The organism is Pseudorhizobium banfieldiae, assembly GCF_000967425.1.
In the GTDB taxonomy this organism is placed as follows: Bacteria; Pseudomonadota; Alphaproteobacteria; order Rhizobiales; family Rhizobiaceae; genus Neorhizobium; species Neorhizobium banfieldiae.
Genome location: NZ_FO082820.1, coordinates 921,210 through 944,135, shown reverse-complemented (window position 1 = coordinate 944,135; position 22,926 = coordinate 921,210). Strand labels below are relative to the sequence as shown.

At 64.3% G+C, this 22,926-nt stretch carries 18 protein-coding genes; 7 read left to right on the top strand and 11 right to left on the bottom strand.

The window, feature by feature from the left end; genetic code table 11:
- Nucleotides 1-92: 92 nt before the first annotated feature.
- From NT26_RS04535 to NT26_RS22655, 4 genes are all read left to right on the top strand, one after another.
- Nucleotides 93-1,385, top strand: coding sequence for an Hsp70 family protein (locus NT26_RS04535; protein ID WP_052637630.1), 1,293 nt, complete (start codon nucleotides 93-95; stop codon nucleotides 1,383-1,385).
- A gap of 38 nt (nucleotides 1,386-1,423) precedes the next feature.
- The gene (locus NT26_RS04530) at nucleotides 1,424-2,278 is read left to right on the top strand and encodes a uracil-DNA glycosylase (protein ID WP_052637629.1); all 855 of its coding nucleotides are present in this window, start codon (nucleotides 1,424-1,426) and stop codon (nucleotides 2,276-2,278) included.
- Between the two features lie 149 nt (nucleotides 2,279-2,427).
- Complete coding sequence (locus NT26_RS04525) at nucleotides 2,428-2,619, top strand: hypothetical protein (RefSeq protein WP_052637628.1); 192 nt, start codon at nucleotides 2,428-2,430, stop codon at nucleotides 2,617-2,619.
- 26 nt (nucleotides 2,620-2,645) lie between these two features.
- On the top strand, nucleotides 2,646-2,798 hold the full coding sequence (locus NT26_RS22655) for a hypothetical protein (RefSeq protein ID WP_156157124.1): 153 nt from the start codon (nucleotides 2,646-2,648) through the stop codon (nucleotides 2,796-2,798).
- A 7-nt stretch (nucleotides 2,799-2,805) separates the two neighbouring features.
- On the opposite strand, the gene NT26_RS04520 is transcribed toward NT26_RS22655, so the two are convergent.
- Nucleotides 2,806-3,744, bottom strand: coding sequence for a DMT family transporter (locus NT26_RS04520; RefSeq protein WP_052637627.1), 939 nt, complete (start codon nucleotides 3,742-3,744; stop codon nucleotides 2,806-2,808).
- Between the two features lie 283 nt (nucleotides 3,745-4,027).
- Between NT26_RS04520 and NT26_RS04515 the strand changes: the two genes are divergently transcribed.
- The 3 genes from NT26_RS04515 to NT26_RS04505 all read left to right on the top strand — a co-directional run bounded on the left by NT26_RS04515 (nucleotide 4,028) and on the right by NT26_RS04505 (nucleotide 9,927).
- On the top strand, nucleotides 4,028-4,384 hold the full coding sequence (locus NT26_RS04515; protein ID WP_052637626.1) for a hypothetical protein: 357 nt from the start codon (nucleotides 4,028-4,030) through the stop codon (nucleotides 4,382-4,384).
- Nucleotides 4,385-4,775: 391 nt separating this feature from the next.
- Nucleotides 4,776-7,424, top strand: coding sequence for an aminopeptidase N (gene pepN / locus NT26_RS04510; protein WP_052637625.1), 2,649 nt, complete (start codon nucleotides 4,776-4,778; stop codon nucleotides 7,422-7,424).
- Nucleotides 7,425-7,587: 163 nt separating this feature from the next.
- On the top strand, nucleotides 7,588-9,927 hold the full coding sequence (locus NT26_RS04505) for a PAS domain-containing sensor histidine kinase (RefSeq protein WP_052641866.1): 2,340 nt from the start codon (nucleotides 7,588-7,590) through the stop codon (nucleotides 9,925-9,927).
- Here the strand turns inward: NT26_RS04505 and NT26_RS04500 are convergent.
- From NT26_RS04500 to NT26_RS04455, 10 genes are all read right to left on the bottom strand, one after another.
- Nucleotides 9,920-12,868 (bottom strand): bifunctional [glutamine synthetase] adenylyltransferase/[glutamine synthetase]-adenylyl-L-tyrosine phosphorylase, encoded by a 2,949-nt coding sequence (locus NT26_RS04500; RefSeq protein ID WP_052637624.1) that lies wholly within the window; start codon nucleotides 12,866-12,868, stop codon nucleotides 9,920-9,922. The genes NT26_RS04505 and NT26_RS04500 overlap by 8 nt on opposite strands.
- Nucleotides 12,869-12,894: 26 nt before the next feature.
- Complete coding sequence (locus NT26_RS04495) at nucleotides 12,895-14,304, bottom strand: sensor histidine kinase (RefSeq protein WP_052641863.1); 1,410 nt, start codon at nucleotides 14,302-14,304, stop codon at nucleotides 12,895-12,897.
- 7 nt (nucleotides 14,305-14,311) lie between these two features.
- Nucleotides 14,312-15,001 (bottom strand): response regulator transcription factor, encoded by a 690-nt coding sequence (locus NT26_RS04490; RefSeq protein ID WP_280136233.1) that lies wholly within the window; start codon nucleotides 14,999-15,001, stop codon nucleotides 14,312-14,314.
- Nucleotides 15,002-15,157: 156 nt separating this feature from the next.
- Complete coding sequence (locus NT26_RS04485; RefSeq protein ID WP_052637623.1) at nucleotides 15,158-16,702, bottom strand: Do family serine endopeptidase; 1,545 nt, start codon at nucleotides 16,700-16,702, stop codon at nucleotides 15,158-15,160.
- A 134-nt stretch (nucleotides 16,703-16,836) separates the two neighbouring features.
- On the bottom strand, nucleotides 16,837-17,295 hold the full coding sequence (locus NT26_RS04480; RefSeq protein ID WP_052637622.1) for a cytochrome c-type biogenesis protein: 459 nt from the start codon (nucleotides 17,293-17,295) through the stop codon (nucleotides 16,837-16,839).
- Nucleotides 17,292-19,280, bottom strand: a complete 1,989-nt coding sequence (locus NT26_RS04475; RefSeq protein ID WP_052637621.1) for a heme lyase CcmF/NrfE family subunit — start codon at nucleotides 19,278-19,280, stop codon at nucleotides 17,292-17,294. The genes NT26_RS04480 and NT26_RS04475 overlap by 4 nt, the downstream gene beginning before the upstream one ends.
- Nucleotides 19,277-19,732, bottom strand: coding sequence for a cytochrome c maturation protein CcmE (gene ccmE / locus NT26_RS04470; RefSeq protein ID WP_052637620.1), 456 nt, complete (start codon nucleotides 19,730-19,732; stop codon nucleotides 19,277-19,279). The genes NT26_RS04475 and ccmE overlap by 4 nt, the downstream gene beginning before the upstream one ends.
- Nucleotides 19,729-20,868, bottom strand: a complete 1,140-nt coding sequence (gene ccmI, locus NT26_RS04465) for a c-type cytochrome biogenesis protein CcmI (protein ID WP_052637619.1) — start codon at nucleotides 20,866-20,868, stop codon at nucleotides 19,729-19,731. The genes ccmE and ccmI overlap by 4 nt, the downstream gene beginning before the upstream one ends.
- A 139-nt stretch (nucleotides 20,869-21,007) precedes the next feature.
- Complete coding sequence (locus NT26_RS04460; protein WP_052637618.1) at nucleotides 21,008-21,427, bottom strand: hypothetical protein; 420 nt, start codon at nucleotides 21,425-21,427, stop codon at nucleotides 21,008-21,010.
- A gap of 92 nt (nucleotides 21,428-21,519) precedes the next feature.
- Nucleotides 21,520-22,926, bottom strand: coding sequence for an ATP-binding protein (locus tag NT26_RS04455; RefSeq protein WP_052637617.1), 1,407 nt, complete (start codon nucleotides 22,924-22,926; stop codon nucleotides 21,520-21,522).

The following is a 22,926-nucleotide window of genomic DNA, read 5'->3' as shown; positions in this document are numbered from 1 at the left end:
CGCTCGATTTCACCGGGGCGCGGCAGGCGTCCTTTGGCGTTCCGGGCTGATGCTCCGGGTTCAACGATCACGACTGGACGAGGAGCACCGCCATGGCACGGGCGCTGGGGCTGGATTTCGGCACGACCAACACCGTCATTGCACTGGCGGAAGGCGATGGGGCCACGCAGTCCATGCCGTTTGCGAGCAGTGCCGGCACCACCGACACGATGCGCACGGCGCTCTCCTTCATGAAGGACAGGCAGCTCGGCGCGCAGGCGCTGAAGGTCGAGGCGGGACAGGCGGCGATCCGCGCCTTCATCGACAACCCCGGCGACTGCCGCTTCCTGCAATCGATCAAGACCTTTGCGGCAAGCCCGCTCTTCCAGGGCACGCTGATCTTCGCGCGCCGCCACCAGTTCGAGGATCTGATGGAGATCTTCCTGCGGCGGCTTTCCGCCTATGCGGGCGAGGCCTGGCCGGCAGAGGTCTCGCGCATCGTCGTCGGCCGTCCGGTGCAGTTCGCCGGCGCCAGCGCCGACGCGGATCTGGCACTCGAGCGCTATAACGCGGCGCTGACGCGGCTAGGCTTTCCGGAGATCGCCTACGTCTACGAGCCCGTCGCTGCGGCCCATTACTTCGCCCAGAACCTGCAGAAGGACGCCAATGTCCTGGTGGCGGATTTCGGCGGCGGTACGACCGACTATTCGCTGATCCGCTTCGAGCGCCATGCAGGCAGGCTTTCCGCCACCCCGATTGGCCATTCCGGCGTCGGTATTGCCGGCGACCAGTTCGACGCGCGCATGATCGAACACCTCGTCGCGCCGGAGATCGGCAAGGGAAGCCAGTTCAGGAGCTTCGACAAGGTGCTCGACGTGCCGAGCAACTACTACACGAGCTTCTCGCGCTGGAACCAGCTGTCGATCTTCAAGGGATCGAAGGAGTTCGCAGACCTGCAATCGCTGGTGCGCTCGGCACTGGAACCGGAAAAGCTCGAACTCTTCATCGATCTCGTCGAGCATGACGAGGGCTACCCGCTCTACCAGGCGGTGTCGGCGACGAAGATGGCGCTTTCGGGGATGGAAGAGGCGGAGTTCAGCTTTGCGCCGCTCGGCAAGGCCGGCAGCAAGACCGTCCGGCGCCGCGACTTCGAGAACTGGATCGCCGACGACCTTTCCCGCATCGAGGCTGCCCTCGACCAGGTCCTGGTCGAGACAAACACGGCGCCTGCGGCCATCGACAAGGTCTTCCTCACCGGCGGCACCTCCTTCGTGCCGGCCGTGCGCGAAATCTTCAACCGGCGTTTCGATGCGGGCCGGATCGAAAGCGGCGGCGAGCTTCTGTCGATCGCCCACGGCCTGGCGCTGATCGGAGAGAGTGGCGAGATGGCGCGATGGGCCGCTTGATGCTTCCCCCGCCCCTTCCGCTTCGCTAGAGTGGCCTGATGATCCAGGCGAAAGACCTCCAGCCCCAGGAACTCTCCGCACTTCTGCATTTCTATGCGGATAGCGGCGTGGAATGGCTGCTGGAGGATGCGCCGATCGACCGCGTTGCGGAGTTTGCGGCGCAGAAGGTGGCCCGCGAGCAGAGCAGGGCTTCGCAGCCCGCTCCCCAACAACGGGCCGACCGGCAACAGCCAGCACGCGCTGCCGCAGCGGCCCAACCGCTCAATCCGCCACCCGTCGCCATGCCGAACGTCGATGCGGTAGCCGCCGCGCAGCGGGCGGCGGAAGGTGCTTCCTCGCTTGCGGAACTGAAGGCGGCGATCGAGCGCTTCGACAGCTGCAACCTCAAGAACGGCGCCCGTTCCACCGTCTTCGCCAGTGGCGACCCCGCCGCGCGTATCATGGTCATCGGCCCCATGCCGAATGCCGACGATGATCGCGATGGCCTGCCCTTTTCCGGCCGTACGGGGCAGTTGCTCGACCGGATGCTGGCAGCCATCGGACTGTCGCGGGAGGCGGTGCTGCTCACCAACATCATTCCGTGGCGCCCGCCCGGCAACCGGATGCCCTCGCCTGCTGAAACTGCGATCTGCAAGCCCTTCATCGAACGCCAAATTGCCTTGGCCGAACCTGATCACGTACTGCTGCTCGGGAATTTTCCTGCCCGCTTCTTCTTCGGAGAAACGGGTACGATCCACAACCTGCGGGGGGAATGGCGGGAGGTGACGGTAGGCGGCCGCTCCGTCCGCGCATTTGCAACGCTGCATCCGCAGGACCTGCTAGGCGCCCCCGCGACGAAAGCGCTTGCATGGCGCGACCTCCTCATGTTTTCGCAGGCGATCACGCGCGGCTGATGCCGCGGGATTATCAATGTTAACGGATTATGAAATCTGCCATGCAATCTGCGCATGGCAGCGCTCTCTTATGTCGCATTGTCGAATCGATGCTGCGCCGCAATATTGGGACTGTCTTGGGAGGAACCACAGAATTAGGAACCAAGGCAATGATGACTCGTGCCCGCCCCATCCATTCCGGCTTTGAAAGCCTTCGCGCTGCCGGCATGCCGCAACGCTCCACGCAAGGCTACCATCGCTTCGGCTCCGCCACCAATGAGCAACTGACGGCGCGCGCCATCGGCCGGATGGACAAGATCACCCGACCGTCCGCAATCTTCACGGATTTCCGCGAGCGCTGAACCGAGCCGAGGAAGGAACCAGGATCATGAGCCAGCTTCACCCGATCCGCGCCCTGCGCGAAACGTTCGAAGGCATCAGCACCGCCGTCAGTGCCGCCCGCGAATACCGCCATGCCGGTGCCGTCCGTCGTGGCGACGCCCGCCCCGCCAATGCGGCGACGGCCTGCATTCCGCTTTAACCCGCGATCAGCCGGGCGGCGCTGAGGCCTTGCGCGCCGCCTTGCGCTCCAGCCCGAGCCGCCGCTCTCGATAGACGATGAAGATCCCGGCTGCCACCGTGATTGCCGTACCGATCATCATCGGCGCAGTCGGCACGTCGTCGAAGATGACGAAGGCGATGGCAATCCCCAGGATGAAGGACGTGTATTCGAACGGCGCCACCGCCGATACGTCCGCATGCCGATAGCTCTCAGTCAGGAATATCTGGGCGATCCCTCCGCAGATGCCGGCCGCGATCAGCAGTATTGCCTGGTCCCCCGTCAGCGCCGTCCATCCGAAGGGCAGGCTCAGCAGCGACAGCAGCGCGCCTGACAGCGAGAAATAGAAGACGATGGTCGGCGTCCGCTCCGTCTTCACCAAATGGCGCACCTGCACCATGGCAAGTCCGCTCAGAACCGCGCCCGCCAGCACCGCCGCCGCACCCAAAGCCTGGGTGGACCCGAAACCTCCCTCGCTGAACAGCGTCAACTTAGGCCAGGATACGATCAGCACGCCCACCATGCCGGCAACCACGGCGCTCCAGCGGTAAAGCCGCACCTGCTCGCCCAGAAGCAGCGCTGCGAAGACCACCGCCATCAGCGGTGAGGCATAGCCGATCGCGATCGCCTCCGGCAGCGGCAGGTGGACAAGACCGTAGAAGCCGAAGACCATGGACATGACGCCGAACAGGCCGCGCTTGAAATGGCCGAAGGGCTGATCCGTATGGACGGCCGTGCGCAGGTCGCGTCGCCAGGCAAGGTAGGCGATGATCGGAATCAGCGCGAAGGCGGAACGGTAGAAGGTGATCTGCCCGGCCGGGACGCCACTTCCGGCAGCCTTGATGCAGGTCTGCATCAGCACGAAGATCGCGACGGAAATGATCTTGAACATGATCCCGCGCAGGGAATTGCCCGCATCAACGGTCATCTGGCATTCTCGGGCATTGCAAACTCGACGGGGACATGGTGGCGGGTGCAACCGAAACTATCGGAGTACGGCTAAGATCAAAGCGAATAATGCCGAATTCCCATCAATGTTGCTGATGGGTGCTTACGCCGGCGCCCCCAGTAAAGCCTCAGCCCCTGCGACGCATCTGTCTGCGACCGATCGGAAGGTGGCACGAACACTGCCCAAGTCGCTGTGATCGGCCGTAAGCAAGGAACAAAGGCTTCTCCACCGATGTTCGTCAATCGGCAAAGGAGGATGAGCCATGAAAATGATTGTCTTGATGCCGGCAACTATCGCTTTGATAGCTGCCACCCACAGCTCCAGCTTCGCCGACTGCCCGGAAACGACCGGCTCGGTCAGCACGGAGCAGCAAGCGGGCATCGCAAAGGACGGAACCCATGCACCCCTGGAGGGCGATGCCGGTCAGGTGAAGACGGAATCTTCGACCGGTACGACGACTACCAGCAAAGAAGCTCTTCCGGAAACGGCGGCAAAGGACGGCAGGGACATGCCGATGGGAGAAAGCAGCTCTCTCGCCACGTCCGGGCAAGATGTCGCCGCCCAGCAGGAAGGCGAGAAAACTGCCGCTGCCACCGCGGCGCAGGAAGCCTGCGATTGATACGAATAGATCTCACCCGCCCCAGACCGTGCGTCTGGCGGCGGGTTCATTCCAGCTGCCGAGCGTAGTTGGTTCCCCCACCTCAAGTGCTGCCGGAACCTTCCGGTGGTAGAGAAAATCCTCACGACCATTTCCGGATAGACTTCGTCTCGGCACGCTTGCACTTCAAAGAAGCTGCAGCCGTTAGGATCGTGTTAGCAACCCATTGATATCGTGGCGCCGTCTCGCTCACCGAAGGACCCGCGCTTGCCCTATTCTGCAGACCTTCCGAACCGCGCGGCGGAATCCTTGAGCGGTGAGGCTGGTTATGGGCCGATTCAGGTTCGGTCGCGTTCGCAGGCCTGCTGCGCAGGCCTCTCGTTTTTCAAGCACGCATAGGAACCCTGTACTTATGGGTACATCCGATACCAAGACGGTTGAACTTGCCAACTACCGCCCGACCGATTTCGTCCTGGAACGCGTCGACCTCACCTTCGAACTCGACCCAACCAACACCAAGGTCGATGCCAGGCTGATCTTCCATCGCCGCGATGGCGCCGATCCGGGCGCGCCGCTGGTGCTCGATGGCGACGAGCTGAAGCTTTCGGGCCTGCTTCTGGACCAGAACGAGGTTCCGGCAGGTCAGTACGATGCCACGCCGCAGAGCCTGACGATCCGGAACCTGCCGGAAGCCGTGCCCTTCGAGATCACCGTCACCACCTTCATCAATCCCGAAGCCAATACCCAGTTAATGGGGCTTTATCGGACCAACGGCGTCTATTGCACGCAGTGCGAGGCTGAAGGCTTCCGCCGCATCACCTATTTCCCCGACCGCCCGGATGTGCTGGCGCCCTATACAATCACCATCATTGCCGATAAGGCCGCGAACCCGCTGTTGCTCTCGAACGGCAATTTCCTCGGCGGCGGCAACTATGACGAGGGCCGGCACTTCGCCGCCTGGTTCGATCCGCATCCGAAGCCTTCCTACCTCTTTGCGCTGGTCGCCGGTGATCTCGGTGTTGTCGAAGACACGTTCACCACCATGTCCGGCCGCGACGTGGTGCTGAAGATCTATGTGGAGCACGGCAAGGAGCCGCGCGCCGCCTATGCCATGGATGCGCTGAAGCGCTCGATGAAGTGGGATGAGGAGCGCTTCGGCCGAGAATACGACCTCGACATCTTCATGATCGTCGCCGTCTCCGACTTCAACATGGGAGCGATGGAGAACAAGGGGCTCAACGTCTTCAACGACAAGTATGTTCTTGCCGATCCGGAGACGGCCACCGACCAGGACTATGCCAATATCGAGGCGATCATCGCCCACGAATACTTCCACAACTGGACCGGCAACCGCATCACCTGCCGCGACTGGTTCCAGCTGTGCCTGAAGGAGGGCCTGACGGTCTACCGGGACCATGAGTTCTCCGCCAACATGCGCTCGCGCGCGGTCAAGCGCATAGCTGAGGTGCGGCACCTGAAGTCGGAGCAGTTCCCGGAGGATGCCGGACCGCTCGCCCATCCGGTGCGGCCGACGAAATACCGCGAAATCAACAACTTCTACACCACCACCGTCTACGAGAAGGGCTCTGAAGTCACCCGCATGATTGCCACGCTCCTCGGGGCGGAGGGCTTCAAGAAGGGCATGGACCTCTATTTCGAGCGCCACGACGGCGACGCGGCCACCGTGGAAGACTTCGTCAAGTGCTTCGAGGACGCGAACGGCCGCGACCTTTCGCAGTTCTCGCTCTGGTACCATCAGGCGGGCACGCCGATGGTCTCCGCCTCGGGCGCCTATGACCCCGCCGCCGCCACCTTCACGCTGTCGCTCGAGCAGATGATTCCGGCAACACCGGGTCAATCCGCCAAGGAGCCGATGCACATTCCGCTCTCCTTCGCGCTGATCCTCGACAACGGATCCACGGCGACGCCCATTGCCGTGGCAGGCGGAGAGGTGACGGGCGACGTCCTGCACCTGACCGAGCGCAAGCAGACCTTCACCTTTTCAGGGGTTTCGTCGCGGCCGGTCCTGTCGCTCAACCGCGGCTTCTCGGCGCCGATCAACCTGCATCTCGACCGCAGTACCGATGATCTGGTGCATATCGCGCGCCACGACAGCGATCTCTTCGCCCGCTGGCAGGCGCTGAACGACCTGATCCTCCCCGTGCTCATGCAGGGCGCCCGTGATATTCGCGACGGCGGCACGGTCACCTGCCCGCCGGCCGTTATATCCGCGCTGATCGAGATTGCCGGAAACGACGCGCTGGAGCCTGCCTTCCGGGCCCAGGTCCTGGCGCTGCCGAGCGAGGCGGATATTGCCCGTGAACTTGGTAGCAACAATGACCCGGACGCCATCCACTCAGCTCGCACGGCCGTCCTGACCGCAGTCGCCAAGACCGGAAGCAAGGTGTTCCAGCACCTCTTCGACACAATGAAGAACGGTGCCGGTTTCAGCCCCGATGCTGCGAGCGCCGGCAGGCGCGCACTTCGCAACAGCGCACTCGGCTACCTGACCTATGCCGAACAGTCGCCGGTCCGGGCCGCAGAGGCCTTTGCATCGGCCGATAACATGACGGATCTCGTCCAGGCATTGTCCGTGCTGGCCCACCGCTTCCCGGACACCGACGAGGCCGACGCCGCGCTTGGCGCGTTCGTGACGCGCTTTGACGACAACCCGCTCGTCATCGACAAGTGGCTTTCGGTGCAGGCGACCATACCGGGCGCCGGCACGCTCGATCGGGTAAAGGCGCTGATGGAAAACCGTCACTTCGTCGCCAGCAATCCGAACCGCATGCGCGCGCTCGTCGGCAGCTTCGCCTTCTCCAATCCTACGGGCTTCAACCGGGCCGATGGCGAGGGCTACCGGTTCCTGGCGGAGCGGATCCTCGCGATTGATCCGAAGAACCCCCAGCTCGCGGCTCGCCTCCTCACATCCATGCGTTCATGGCGCTCCCTGGAGCCAGTGCGGGCGGATCACGCCCGGGCGGCCCTCTTGACAATCGACCGCAGCGCCCAGCTCTCCAGCGATGTCCGCGACATCGTCGACCGCATGCTGAAGGGTTGAACCTCTTCCCGCTACAACCTCTGATTCCGCCGGAGAATCCGGCCGAATCCAAGATTTAAAAATGTCTTAAACAACCTCTGGACACGGCGAATCACTCGTGATTCATTAGGTCAGATTCGGGCGAGCGGCGCGCCGGATTTCCATGAGGGGACTTATGAAAACGATGGCGGACGTGCGGCGGGACACCGCCGGCGATGGATGGTTGCGTCTCAAGATTCCGGGGCGTGATGGGGCATCCCGGCTCTTCTCGGGCCGGCCCAACCTGACGGTGACGCCGATATCGCGTCAGATGCCGCGCGTCGAACTGGTCCTGAAGCGCTCTATCCCGCTCCTCATCCTCGCCTTCCTGGCGGTGGTCGCAACCTCGCGCAGCCTGGGCCTGGTCTCCGAATACGAGCGGCTTCAGGAAGGCGCGCGGGACGCAACGGCACTGGTTGCCGCTACCGCCGTCGCGGCCTTTGCCGGACATGACGCCGCGCTGAGCGCCGGCGACCGCGCGGCTGCCGAGGCGCAGCTGGCGAAATTCCTGACCGCCGACCGTCTTCATCCCGATGCCTTCCTTCTCCTGGTCGATCCTTCCGGCAAGATCTTCGGCGGCATCAGCGCCGGTACCTATGTCGGGCGCCAGCTGACGTCGCTTCTTCCAGAAACTGCGGCCCAGCGTCGGTTCGTCGGATCAGGCCTGATCGAGACGACCATTGGCGAGGACGCACACTATGCGGCGATCCAGCCGCTTGGCGACAATGGCGCGCTCATCGTCGTGGCCCGTTCGCTTGCTCCGATACAGTATTTCTGGCGGCACGAAGTGTCGCTCAACGTGACGCTGTTCACCTGCATCTCCGTAATCCTGCTGGTCATCCTCTATGCCTATTACATGCAGGTGAAGCGGGCACGGGAGGCGGACGAGACCTTCCTCGAGGCCAATCTGCGCATCGAGACCGCGCTGTCGCGCGGGCGCTGTGGTCTGTGGGATTTCGACGTCGCCAACCGCCGTCTGTTCTGGTCCGGCTCCATGTACGAAATGCTCGGCTATCCGCCCGCCGGCAATGTCATGTCCTTCGCGGATGCGGCGCGGATGATGCATCCGACCGACGGCAATCTCTATGCGCTCGCACGCGCCATCAGCCGCGGCAATGCCAAGCAGGTCGACCAGATCTTCCGCATGCGCCATGCCGCCGGCCACTATGTCTGGATGCGCGCCCGCGCGCAGGTGGTGCGGACCGCCGCCGGCCGCACCCATGTGATCGGCATTGCCATGGACGTGACCGAACAGCACCGGCTGGCACAGCGTTATGCGGAGGCCGACCAGCGCTTGGCCGATGCCATCGAATGCACCTCGGAGGCCTTCGTGCTTTGGGACAAGAACGACCGGCTGGTGATGTGCAATGCCCACTTCCAACAGGCCTACGGGCTTCCGGACAAGGTGCTGGTTCCCGGCACCGAACGCTCCGTCGTCAAGGCCGCCGCAGCGCGACCGGTGATCGAGCGGCGAATTGCCGATGCGGACCAGAACGGGCTGTCGCGCACGACGGAAGTTCAGCTTGCCGACGATCGCTGGCTGCAGATCAACGAGCGCCGCACCCGCGACGGCGGCATGGTCTCGGTCGGTACCGACATCACCCTCATGAAGCGCCAGCAGGACCGGTTGCGCGATTCCGAGCGCCGCCTGATGGCGACCGTCGGCGATCTTTCCGCCTCGCAGAAGAAGCTGGAGAAGCAGAAGGAAGAGCTGTCGATCGCCAATGCCAATTATCAGGCGGAGAAGGAGCGCGCCCAGGCGGCCAACAAGGCCAAGTCGGAATTCCTCGCCAACATGTCGCACGAACTGCGCACGCCGCTCAACGCCATCCTTGGATTCTCGGAAATCCTCGTCAACGAGATGTTCGGGCCGGTCGGCTCGCCGAAGTACAGCGAATATGCCCGCGACATCCATGACAGCGGCAAGCACTTGCTCAACCTGATCAGCGATATCCTCGACATGTCGAAGATCGAGGCCGGGCATATGAAGATCCAGTGCGAGGCAATCGACCTCGTGCCGCTCATTGAAGAGAGCCTTCGCCTCACCGCAATCTCCGCCCAGGAGAAGAAGATCACGATCGAGCAGTGCCTCTCGGACGATCTGGAAATGGTCGGCGATCGCCGTGCCATGAAGCAGGTGATGCTGAACCTGCTCTCCAACGCCGTGAAATTCACCGACGAGGGCGGCAGGATCATCGTGAGGGCCCGCCGTTCCGAATCCGGCTTCCTGCTGACGATCGCCGATACCGGCATCGGCATCCCGAAGACGGCACTTGCAAAGATCGGCCAGCCCTTCGAGCAGGTGCAGAGCCAGTATGCCAAGAGCAAGGGCGGTTCGGGGCTCGGGCTCGCGATCTCCCGCTCCCTGGTCGCCCTGCACGGCGGCAGCATGCGGATCCGATCCTGCGTCGGCAAGGGCACGGTGGTGTCGCTCAGCGTTCCGGAATGCGCGACCTTCGCAGTCCCCCGCCCGGCGATCAGCTGACGAGCTTGCGGAAGATCCCGCGAACCGCCTTGGACAGCCGCTTCACCTCTCCCTCCAGCGTCCGGATATCGGGGCAGTCTCCTGCCCTCGAAACCCGCTCCACCAGTCCGGCAGGGGCCTCCTTAGGAGAGAACGGCCCGTCGATGCAAAGCCGGATTATCTGCGAGAGTTCGGTGAAGAGGCGGAGCGCCTCTCGTACCGTCGCCAGGTCGTCGGGCGGCAGCATCTCGTTGCCAAGTGCCTCCAGCGCCTGCATCGTGCTCATCTCGTTGGTGTCGATCGTGAGCCCTCGAGCCGGCGCAACCAGCCGCAGATACTGGGCGATGAACTCGATATCGATGAGCCCGCCGGGAACCAGCTTCAGGTCCCAGATGTCGCGCGGCGGCTTTTCCTGCTCGATCAGGTCGCGCATTTCGCGCACATCTGTCGCGATCTTCTGTTCCTCACGCTGCCGCGAGAGCGTTTCGGCGACGACAGCGCAAGCCTCGTCCACCAGCCCGCGATCGCCGCAAACCATCCGAGCCCGGGTGAGCGCCATGTGCTCCCAGGTCCAGGCTTCCTCCTGCTGATACTTGCGGAAGGTCCGGATACGAGTTGCGACCGGTCCCTTGTTGCCGGACGGCCTCAGCCGCATGTCCACCTCGAAGAGCACGCCCTCGGCCATGGGTGCCGAGAGCGCCGCGATCAGGCGCTGTGTCAGACGGGTGAAGTAACGCGTGCTGTCGAGTGGCTTTGCGCCGTCGGATTCCCCGGCCTCGTCGTCGTAGTCGTAGAGCAGGATCAGGTCGACGTCGGAGGCTGCCGTCAGCTCGAAGCTGCCGAGCTTGCCCATGCCCATCAGCGCCACCCGGCCGCCCGGATAACGACCATGCGCCGCCTCGATTTCGCGCTCCACAGCAAGCAGCGCCTGCTCGATCAGCAGGTCGGCGAGATCCGTGAAGGTCCGCCCCGCCTGAATGCCGTCGATCGCCCCGGTGAGCAGGCGGATGCCGATCAGGAACCGTTGCTCGGCCGCGAAGATCCGCAGCCGGTCCAGCTGTTCCTCGTAGTGGCGGGCGGCCGTCAGAAAGGTGCGCAGACGTTCGGAAAGATATTCGCGCGTCGGCAGTTCCGCCATCAGGCCGGGATCGAGCATGCCGTCGAAGACATGCGGGCGCGACGAGATGATGTCGGCCAGCCGCGGCGCCGAGGACATGACGGTGACGATCAGCGAGAGCAGCGCCGGATTGTTGCCGATCAGGGAAAAGAGCTGGATGCCGGCGGGCAGGCCGGAGAGGAAACTGTCGAAGCGAAGCAGCGCCTCGTCGGCGCGGCTGCTTTCCCCGAACGCCTTCAGGAGATCCGGCGTCAGCTCCGTCAGCCGCTCGCGCGCCTCCACCGACTGGGTGGCGCGATAGCGGCCGTAATGCCAGGTGCGAATGACGCGGGAAATGTCCGCGGGCCGCTCGAAGCCGAGCGAGGCGAGCGTCTTCAGCGTCTCCGGATCGTCCTGCTGGCCGGTGAAGACGAGGTTTCCTTCGACGCCAGAGAGCTTGGTCTCCTGCTCGAACAGCCGCGCATAGCGCTTCTCGACCGTTCGCAGCACCGTCTCCAGCCTTGCCGAGAAGGCGGCCGTATCGGAAAATCCCAGCATGAAGGCGATGCGCTTCAGCTCCGCCTCGCTATCCGGGAGGCGGTGGGTCTGCTCGTCGCGCACCATCTGGATGCGGTGCTCGACGTCGCGCAGGAACCAGTAGGCTTCGGTCAGTTCGGCGGCAATTGCCGGGGTGATCCAGTTCGCCTCCGCCAGCATCTCCAGCGCAACCTCGGTCTGCCGGGTCCTGAGCGGCGGCATGCGACCGCCGGCGATCAGCTGCTGGGTCTGGGCGAAGAATTCGATCTCGCGAATACCGCCGCGGCCGAGCTTGACGTCATGCCCCTTGACGGCGATCGCGCCATGACCCTTGTGCACGTGGATCTGGCGCTTGATGGAATGGATGTCGGCAATCGCCGCGTAATCGAGATATTTGCGGAAGACGAAGGGCACCAGCTGGCGCAGGAACCATTCGCCGGCCTCCAGGTCGCCCGCCATGGCGCGCGCCTTGATGAAGGCGGCGCGTTCCCAGTTCTGGCCGCGGCTCTCATAGTAGAGCAGCCCTGCCTCCACCGGCACGGCAAGGGGCGTCGAGCCCGGGTCGGGGCGCAGGCGAAGATCGGTGCGGAAGACGTAACCGTCGGCCGTGCGCTCCTGCAGGATGCGCACCAGCCGGCGCATCATCCGGCCGTAAATCTCCGAACCGTCCAGCGGGTCCGGCAGGATACCACTTTCCGGGTCGAAGAAGATGACGAGGTCGATATCGGAGGAATAGTTGAGCTCGTAGCCGCCGAGCTTGCCCATGCCCAGCACGATCAGCCCTGAGCCGATGCTCGGCTTCTCCGGATCCTTCAACGTCAACTTGCCGCTTTCGTGGCCGCCGAGCAGCAGGTGGTCGATCGCGGCCGCCACCGCTGCATCCGCGAGGAGCGTCAGCCAGCGGGTCGTGTCGCGGGCGGTGAAGAGCCTGGCGAGATCCGCCAGTGCCACCAGGAAGGAGACGCTCCGCTTCAGCGTACGGAGTGCCGTCATCACCTCCGCTTCAGACGGGGTCCTGCCCTCCCTCGGCTTCCAGCAGTCGCGGGTCTCGGTCACCAGCCGCTCCAGCGTCGGCTCCAGCGGCTCCGTCACCGCAGTCGCAAGCAGATGTGGAGAGACCGTTGCGGCCTCGCGCAGATAGGGCGAGAGGGAGAGTGCGGCGACCAGGAACGACCTCAGCGCGCCATCACTGGCGATGACCTCCGCCAGCGCCGCCTCCTGCTTCGCAAGGTCCTTCAATTGCGACGTGACGGTCTTCGCCTCGGTCTGGCTCTGCGGCCGGATGACCTCTGCGGCGACGTCCTTCAGATAGGTTGCAGTCTCTCCCACGGCGTCCTCCCTCGACGACCCTCTTCTTAGGGCCTGAACGGCGGGAATACCATGGTGGCCGTCAACCCCGGCGCATTCTCCCGCTCGGGATGGGTTGCAGAAAGCCTGAGCGATCCGCCATGCAGGTCCATCACCGCCTCCACCAGCGAAAGCCCGAGCCCGGTGCCGGGCTTCGATCGGCTGGCATCGAGGCGTACGAAGCGCTTCGTCACCTCATGGCGCTTGTCCTCCGGCACGCCTGGGCCGCTGTCGCAGACCGAAAGCCGCGGCGAGCCATCCTCGAGCCTCAGCACCAGCCGGATCTCGCCTGCCCCCTTCCCCTCGCCACCATACTTGATGGCATTGTCGAGCAGGTTGAAGATCGCTTGGCCGATCAGTTCCCGATTTCCCTTGACCCTCACGCCCGGTTCGATCGCGGTTTCCAGCTTCAGGCCCGCTTCTTCGGCGACGGGCTCGTAGAGTTCGCAGCTGTCTGCGGAGATGGCGGACAGGTCGACCTCGCTCATCTCGGCGGCGATCGATCCCGCCTCGACGCGGGAGATCATCAGCAGCGCGTTGAAGGTTCGGATCAGTTGGTCGGACTCCGCAATAATCCCCTCCAGTGCCACGCGGCGGCTTTCCGGTTCCTCGTCTCCCAGGGCATCCGCCGCCTTGTTGCGCAGCCTCGTCAGCGGCGTCTTGAGGTCATGGGCGATGTTGTCGGAGACCTGCCGCAAGCCCTCGTTCAGCTTCTCGATGCGCCCCAGCATCGCGTTGAGCGATTCTGACAGCCGATCGAACTCGTCGCCCGAGCGGCCAACCGGCAGGCGCTGCGAAAGATCGCCGGCCATGATCTTCTGGCTTGCCGCCGACATCCGGTCGATCCGCTTCAGCGCATTGCGGCCGATCCCGAACCAGATGAACAGCGCACCGATCCCCATGATCGTCAGCGCCAGCATCAGCGCGCGGCGGACAATGCCGCGGAACCGGCCCGGTTCGCCGAGATCCCGGCCGACCATCACCCGCAGGCCGTTCTCCATCACCACGACATTGGCGATTGCCATGTGCTCGCGCTCCGCGCCCGCTTCGGAGAAGGGCTTGTAGGCGAAGGGAAAGCGGGTCCAGCCCTGCTCGTCGAGCACCCCCGGCTGCAGCGAGGCGACGTTGCCGGCGAGGATTTCGCCGTTCGGCCCGGCGACGACGTAGAGATTGGCACCGGGCTGACGCGCCCGCCGCTCCATGAGCCGCAGCATGCCGTTCAGTCCGCCGCGCTCGAAGGAACGCTGTATGTCGGCCACCTCTTGGACGAGGTTCTCCCTCGTCTGCTGCGCCAGAATCCGCTCCGACATCGCCGTCACGTAGACGACGAGGAATGCGGCACAGATCGCGAAAAGCAGGATGTAGAGCGCAGACAGCCGCACGGCCGTCGAACGGAACATGAGACGAAGCCGGGTCAGCACGGACTCACGCCTCGTCCTTGATCATGTAGCCGGCGCCGCGAATCGTCTTCAGGAGCGGCCTGTCGAAGTCCTTCTCGATCTTCGAGCGGAGCCGCGACACATGCACGTCGATCACATTGGTCTGCGGGTCGAAGTGATAGTCCCAGACATGTTCCAGCAGCATGGTGCGGGTCACCACCTGCCCGGCATTCTTCATCAGGTATTCGAGAAGCCGGAATTCGCGCGGCTGCAGGAGGATATCCCTGCCCGCACGCTTCACCTCATGGGACAACCGGTCGAGCTCCAGGTCGCCGACGCGATAGACCATGTCCTGCTCGGGCTTGCCCTTGCGGCGACCGAGCACTTCCACGCGTGCCAGGAGTTCGGAGAAGGCATAGGGCTTGGGCAGGTAGTCGTCGCCACCGGCTCTCAGGCCGGTCACCCGGTCATCCACCTGACCGAGGGCGGAGAGGATCAGCACCGGCGTCTCGACGCCACGCTTGCGCAATTCGCTGATCACCGACAAGCCGTCGCGGCGCGGCAGCATCCTGTCGATGACCATGACGTCATAGCTGTTCTCGCTGCCCATGAAGAGGCCGCTCTCGCCGTCGCTTGCATGGTCGACGACGATGCCGGCCTCGCGGAAGGCTTTCGTCATGTAGGCGGCCGCTTCGAGGTCGTCTTCAATCACCAGAATCTTCATGTGCGGCACCATAGCGTCGGCGGCGCCGTTTGCACCATCGGATTCACGGGGATCGGCGTGGCGGGCGGGGGCGTCCATCTTCGCTCCTTGACTGCAGACCGGCGGAGGAAATGAAAAGGGGGCGCCGACGTGACCGGCGGCGCCCCTTCCTGATGCCGATTGGGAGGATCAGCCTTCGTTGATCGGGAGCGCGATGAAGCGGCTGCCACGATCGGACTCAACCTGGAACAGCGCGCGGCTGCGCCCATCGTTGCGGGCCTGCTCGATGACCTTCTCGATGTCGGCGGCAGTCTTCACGGACTGGTTGTTGACCGAGACGATCTTCTCGCCGGCACGCAGGCCGCGACCTGCCGCTTCAGACTCCGGATCGACTTCGACGACAGAGAGACCTGCGCCGTCCTCGGCAGGCGCTACCGTGATGCCAAGGCTTGCCAACGCCTGCTCCGTCGAAGGCGCGGGAGCTTCCGGTGTCTCCGTATCGGCGCTTGCGGATTGCTCGCTGGCCAGGTTGCCCAGTGTCACTTCGAGGTTCTGGGACTTGCCGTCACGCCAGATAGCGATATCGACCTTCGCGTTCGGATTCATGGCGGCGACCTTGCGCGCGAGATCGCGAGCATCCTTGATCGGATCGCCATTGAGGGCGGTGATCACGTCGCCTTCCTTGATGCCGGCCTTCTGACCCGGCGAACCTTCCTGCGGAGCAACGACGAGGGCGCCCTGCGCCTCAGAGAGGCCAAGCGATTCGGCAATGTCCTTGTTGACCGGCTGGATCTGCACGCCGAGCCAGCCACGCTCGACCTTGCCGTCCTTCATCAGTTCCGTCACCACGTCGCGGGCAACCGAAGCGGGAATGGCGAAGGCGATGCCGACATTGCCGCCCGAAGGTGAGAAGATCGCCGTATTGATGCCGATGACCTCACCCTCGAGATTGAAGGCGGGACCGCCGGAATTGCCGCGGTTCACGGCCGCATCGATCTGGATGTAATCGTCATATGGACCAGAGCCGATGTCACGGCCGCGGGCCGAGATGATGCCCGCCGTCACAGAACCGCCGAGGCCGAACGGGTTACCGACCGCCACGACCCAGTCGCCGACGCGCACCTTCGTGTCGTCCGCGAAGTTGACATAGGTGAATTCGCGATTGGCATCGACCTTCAGCACCGCAAGGTCGGTGCGGCTGTCGGAGCCGATCAGCTTGGCGTCGAGTTCGGTGCCGTCATCCAGTACCACCGTATAGGCGGCACCGTCGGCGATGACGTGGTTGTTGGTGACGAGGTAGCCGTCCTCGGAGATGAAGAAGCCGGAGCCTTGGGAGGTCGGGCGCAGGCGACGCGGACCGTTGCGCTCGCTGCGGTCGCTGTCTGGACCGTCGCGGAACTGCGGGCCACCGAAATCGCGGAAGAACCGCTTCAACGGGTGATCGTCCGGCAGGTCCTCAAAGCCCTGGCCGCCAAAGTTGAAGGAGAAATTGCTGTTGTCGCTGGCCGCCTGGGTTTCCGACTGGACACGCACCGACACGACGGCCGGCGAGACGGCGGAGACGACGTCGGCGAAGCTGGGAGCCTGTGGCGCCTGAACCTTGACGGGATCGGCGAACGACTCGATGACCTGTCCGGGGACGCCGGTCGACAGCATCACCGCGGTCAGCCCGGCGACCGTCGAGGTCTTCAGCACGGTCTTCAGCGAGGGGCGTCCGAATTTGCTGTTGAGCATTGTGAGTACCTTCTTCTCTTCACTGTGTCTGTTTCCGGGAAGCGCCCGGAAGGCGGTGGATGCGAAGAGATATAGGAAGGCTCACCTTAACTGCAGGTGTCAGGCGGATGAAAACTTCGTAATGTTGGGGCTGGCTAGCGCCTGTCGAGAAGCTCGTCGATCCGGGCCTGCTCCTCGGCCGAAAGAGGAGCCGGCGCGCGTGCCCTGAGGCGCCCGCGGGCCATCAGCACAAGCACGATCCCGCCGATGCCGAGCAGCAATGCAGGAGCGGTCCACAGAAGCATGGTGCGGAGGGAAAAACGCGGCTTCAGCAGCACGAACTCGCCATAGCGGGAGACGACGTAGTCTATCACCTCTTCGTCCGTGTCACCCTGCTGCAGCCGTTCACGCACCAGGACCCTCAGGTCCCGGGCCAGTTCCGCATTGGAGTCGTCGATCGATTGGTTCTGGCAGACCATGCAGCGCAGGTTCGCCGAGAGGTTTCTCGCCCGCTCCTCGAGCACAGGATCGGCGAGGATCTCGTCGGGATTGACCGCGAGCGCCGGAAGGGGGGCGAGCAGGATGAGGAGGACGAGGAGAAACTTGCGGATCATTCCGCCGCCTCCATCGCCGGGCGGACGGCACGGGCGCGGCGCGTCGGGGCACCCACCCGCAGCCGCCGGTCGGAGAGCGAGACGAAGCCGCCAATCATCATGATCAGCGATCCACCCCAGATGCAGAGGATGAAGGGCTTCCACCAGATGCGCACCACCATGCCGCCACCGGCGATCGGGTCGCCCAGCGAGACGTAGAGCTGACTGAATCCGAAGGTGACGATGCCGGCTTCCGTCGTCGGCATGCGCCTTGCGGTATAGAGCCGCTTCGACGACCACGTATCTGCCACCACCACGCCTCCTTGGCTGATGGTGAAGTGTCCCTGTTCCTCGGTATAGTTCGGACCAACCGCCTCGCGCATGCCGTCGAAGACGAGCGAGTAGCCGCCGGCTTCCGCCGCCATGCCCTGCTTCATCTCGACAACCGTTTCCGTCTCATATGTCGTCACCATGACGATGCCGAGGACGGTCACGCCGAGGCCGAAATGCGCCAGCGCCGTCCCGAAGGCCGACCGCGGCAGGCCGACCAGCCGACGCCAGGCGACGTTGAACGGCAGCTTGCCGAAGTTGGCGCGATACCAGAGGTCGGCCAGTGCACCGAACATCCCCCAGAAGGCGATGGCGAGGCCGAAGACAGCCATCACCGGGCCGCCGTTCTCGATGTAGTAGAGGGTCAGGCCTGCCACCAGCGCCAGTCCGGCGGCGACGTAGAGGCGCTGCAGTGCGGCGAGCAGGTCGCCCCGCTTCCAGGCGAGCATCGGCCCGAACGGAACGGCGATCAGCAGCGGGATCATCAGCAGCCCGAAGGTCATGTTGAAGAATGGCGCCCCGACCGAAATCTTCTCGCCGGTCAGCGTTTCCAGCACCAGCGGATAAAGCGTTCCGATCAGGACCGTCGCCGTTGCGACCGTCAGGATCAGGTTGTTGAGGACGAGCGAACCTTCGCGAGAGATCGGCGCGAAAAGGCCACCGGACTTCAGCATCGGTGCCCGCCAGGCGAAGAGCGCAAAGGCACCGCCAATGAACAGCATGAGGATTGCCAGGATGAAGATGCCGCGCGTGGGGTCCGTGGCAAAGGCGTGAACCGAGGTCAGCACACCCGAGCGGACAAGGAAGGTGCCGAGCAGCGACAGCGAGAAGGTCATGATCGCCAGCAGCACGGTCCAGATTTTCAGCGCCTCGCGTTTCTCCATCACCAGCGCCGAGTGCAGAAGCGCGGTGCCGGCGAGCCAGGGCATGAAGGAGGCGTTTTCGACCGGGTCCCAGAACCACCAGCCGCCCCAGCCGAGTTCGTAATAGGCCCAGTAGGAGCCCATCGCGATGCCGGCAGTCAGGAAGGTCCAAGCAGCCAGCGTCCACGGACGCACCCAGCGCGCCCAGGCCGCATCGATACGGCCCTCGATCAAGGCCGCGACCGCGAAGGAGAAGCAGACGGAAAAGCCTACATAGCCGAGATAGAGGAGCGGCGGATGCACCGCCAGTCCCGGGTCCTGGAGGATCGGGTTAAGGTCCTGGCCTTCGGCAGGCGCCGGACTGAGGCGGGCGAAAGGATTGGATGTCAGCAGGATGAACAGCGTGAAGGCGGTAGCGATCCAGCCCTGCACCGCCAGCACATTGGCATGCAGCGTGTCGGGGAGGTTGCGCCCGAAGAAGGCGACGAGGGCGCTGAAAAAGACCAGGATCAGCAGCCAGAGCAGCATCGAGCCTTCGTGGTTGCCCCAGACGCCGGAGAACTTGTAGACCAACGGCATCATCGAGTGGGAATTCTCCCAAACGTTCTTCACCGAAAAGTCGGAGGCCGCATAGGCCCAGGTCAGAGCCGAGAAGGAGAACAGCACCAGCAGGAACATCAGGATCGAACCGACCGGCGCCAGCGCCATCATCGCCGCATCGTTGCGGCGCGCGCCGATCAACGGCAGGATCGACACGATCAGCGCGGTGGCGAGCGCAAGGACGAGCGCATAATGTCCGACTTCGATGATCATTGCGTCGCCGCCTCCCCGCCGTGCTGCCAGACCCCCTGCTCCTTCAGGCGGTCGGCCACTTCCTTCGGCATGTAGTTCTCATCATGCTTGGCCAGCACAGAATCCGCAACGAAGGAGTGGGTCGCAGCGTCGAACGCGCCTTCGGTCACCACGCCCTGTCCCTCGCGGAACAGGTCGGGCAGGATGCCCGTATAGCTGACCGGCACCGTGTTCGAGCCGTCGGTTACCGAGAAGCTTACCGTAGAACCCGCACCACGCTTGACCGATCCCTCGGCCACCAGGCCGCCAAGGCGGATGCGCGTGCCCGGAGAAACCTCCGTGGTGGCGAGATCTGCCGGCATATAGAAATAGGCGACCGACTGGCTGAAGGCGAACATGACCAGGAGGACGGCGGCGAGGATGAAGCTCATGCCGCCGGCGATGATGGTGAGACGTTTCTGTTTGCGTGTCATTGCGTCGCTCCTTCGACGGCCAGGCCAACCTCGCGGGCAAGCGCAATCAGTTGCTGCCCCTCGCTGCCTTCCGCCGGGAATGTCTTCAAGCCGCTCTTAAGCGCTTCCTCGGCCTTTTCTTTGTCGCCGAGCACGGAATAGGACCGCACCAGCCGGAGCCAGCCTTCCAGGTTGTTCGGATCGTCCTGCAGGCGGGCCGCGAGGCTCTCCACCATGCCGCGGATCATGTTCTGGCGATCGCCTTCGGACATCTGGCCCGCCGCAGCCATGTCGTCCGCGGATGGCCCGTTCGTCGCTTCCGCCGCCTGCGGGGGCGTACCGCCGGTCGCCGCGATATGCTGCCGGATCAGGTCCATCCAAGGCGCGTCGGGCGGAGAAGCTTTGGCAATCGCCTCGAAGGCCGCGCGTGCCTCGTCGCGGCGGCCGGCCTGCTCCAGGCCGAGACCGACATAGAAGCGGGCGCGGGGATTGTCCGGCTGAAGGCGCAGGCTCTCCTCGAAGGCGAGGCGCGCATCCTCGGTGACGATGCCGTCATTGGCGGCAACGAGGGTCTCCCCCAGCCCGTCAAGCCGCTCCGGGCTGGTCCCAAGCAGCCGCATGGCATTGCGGAATGCGAGTTCCGCATCGCCCAGCCGCCTGGCCTTGAAGTAGATCGGCGCCAGCAGGTCCCAGCCCGCACCGTCCTTCGGGTTCTCGGCCAGGTGCCGTTCGGCCTTGGCGACCAGCAAGGCCATGTTCTGGCCGGGATTCTCAAGTCGGGCGGCAAGCGGCTGGTCCGGGAGCTGCGGATTGCCGAGCAACAGATAGAGGGACAGTCCCACGGCGGGGACGAGAAGGGTCACCGCTGCGCCTGTTGCGGTCAGGCCGGTACGGCCGGCGGGAGCTTCGCTCTGGCTCTCCGCCTCTCCGGCAGCCGACAACAGCCGGCGGCCGATCTCGGCCTTCGCATACTCGGCCTCTTCCGCGGAGATCAGGCCCTGCTCGCGATCGCGCTCGAGTTCGGCCATCTGATCTCTATAGACGGCGATCTCTCCGGCGCGATCGGGAATTTCGGATTTGGCGCCGCGCGCCAGCGTGACGAGCAGGACGGCCGCGACGGCGGCGGTCAGGACAGCGAGGATGATCCACAAGAACATAATGGTCCAAATACTGGAACCGGGCTGCCTTTCCAACGGCAAAGCCGGTCATGACACAGATTTGAGGCGTTTGGCCGCAAGTTGCTTGTGCCCCTGATGCACCCGTAGCGCGATTCCGGCCATGACTTATGTCAAATTCTTAGATGAGCGGGGTCCAGCTGCCGTCCTTGTTTCGGCAGGCCGCACCGCGTGCGATCGCCTGCCGTCCGCTGGCAGTCAGCGTGTGCTTGTACTGCCGGCAGTTCTGCGAACCAACCTGGTAGGGAGCAGCCGCGACAACCTGTCCGCTGACATCCCTGCCGCTCCAGGTGACAGGCTGGCCGACCGCCGCCGCTTCCAGTGCGCGATATTCGGCTTCCAGTGCCCTTGCCCTGTCGCTATTGCTGATCTCGACGCCGCTGCGGCTGACGATGCCGCCCTGCAATGCAGCGATATAGGTCGTCGAACCCGAGGACCTGGACGGAAGCAGGCTGCCGCCGCTTCCGGATGTAGTCGAACATCCGGCAATGACTGCCAGACCAAGGAACGTCGCACCAATCTGCAAACTTCTGAGACGCATGTGTTCAGCACCGGTTGGAGTATTTCCCGCATCGAGCCAGGGCGGCGATGCTCGCCGGGACCCGCCAAGGGGATATGGAGCCTTTGTCCGCGTCAGGCAACATCCTTCGTCACCGACGGCAACAGAAGTGTTGCGCGCAGGCCACCCTTTTCGCTGCGCTGAAGCTCGAAGCTGCCCTGGTATTCGCCGGCGATCTCGCTCACGATCGAGAGCCCGAGGCCCGCACCGGGCCGGCTCTCGTCGAAGCGGCGGCCACGCTTCGTCGCCTCGCCGAGCTGGCCGGGCTCCAGTCCCGGTCCATCGTCCTCGACCACCACTTCCAGCCAAGTCCGGCGGATCGTGTCCGCCGGTTCGCCGGCCGGAGGTCCGGCTGCCGCAGCGACCCTGAGCCAGACGCCGGTCCGGCAGAAGCGGGCGGCATTCTCCAGCAGGTTGCCGACTGTCTCCTCGACATCCTGCTGCTCCATCGCGAGAACAGCGCCAGGAGAGACCGAAAGGTTGAATTCCCTCTCCGGGTTGAGGCGGCGCATCACGCGGACGAGCCTCTCCAGCACGGGCTCGACCTCCGTGCGAACCAGCACGGATTCACGCTGTGCTGCAATACGCGCCCGGTTGAGATAGGATTGCACCTGCGCCTGCATGGCTTCCGCCTGCGACCTCATCAGTTCGCCCTGCGTGGCCTCGAGCGAGCGGGCCTCGTTCAGCAGGACGGCAAGCGGGGTCTTCAGCGAATGGGCGAGATTGCCGACCTGCATGCGGGCACGGTCGACGATGCGGCGGTTGCTCTCGATCAGCGCATTGATCTCGTTGACGAGCGGCAGGACCTCGCGCGGAAACTCCCCTTCAAGACGCTCCGCGTCGCCACGGCGAATCCTTTCCAGTGCGCGGCGTGCCCTGTCGAGCGGCTGCAGGCCGAAGAGGATGGCGCCGCCATTGACGACAAGGCTGCCGAGACCGAACACCACGAGGGCAATGTAGAGGCTACGGTTGAAGGTGGCGATGTCCTCTTCCATGGCGTCGAGGTTCCCGGCAACGCGGAAGCGTGCCGCCCGCCCCTGGCTGTCGAGCACGACCTCTGTCTCGGCCACCAGCACATTGTTTCCGAAGGCGTCGACCACAGGATAGAAGCGCTCATAGCGGTTGTTGAAGGGAACGTTCAGGATGCTCGGGACGGCAATCTTCGAAACGCCCAGGGACGGCGAGGAAAGCGGCGCGGCGGCGAAGGTCCCGAGCGGTTCGATGATCCAGTACCAGCCGGTTTCCGGCTGGGAATAGCGCAGGTCGCCCAGTTGCGGGTTACCGGCGAGGTTGTTGCCCTCGCCGATCGAAACCGAATTGATGACGTTGTAGAGTTGCGCCCGCAAGAGGTCGGTGAAAGCCCGTTCGGCAGACTGACGGTAGAGGGCGGAAATCACGAGGGCGATCACCACCAGGGCCAGTCCGGACCAGAGGGTGGCGAGAAGGAGAACGCGGGCGGTAAGGGAACTCGGCCCGGTCAT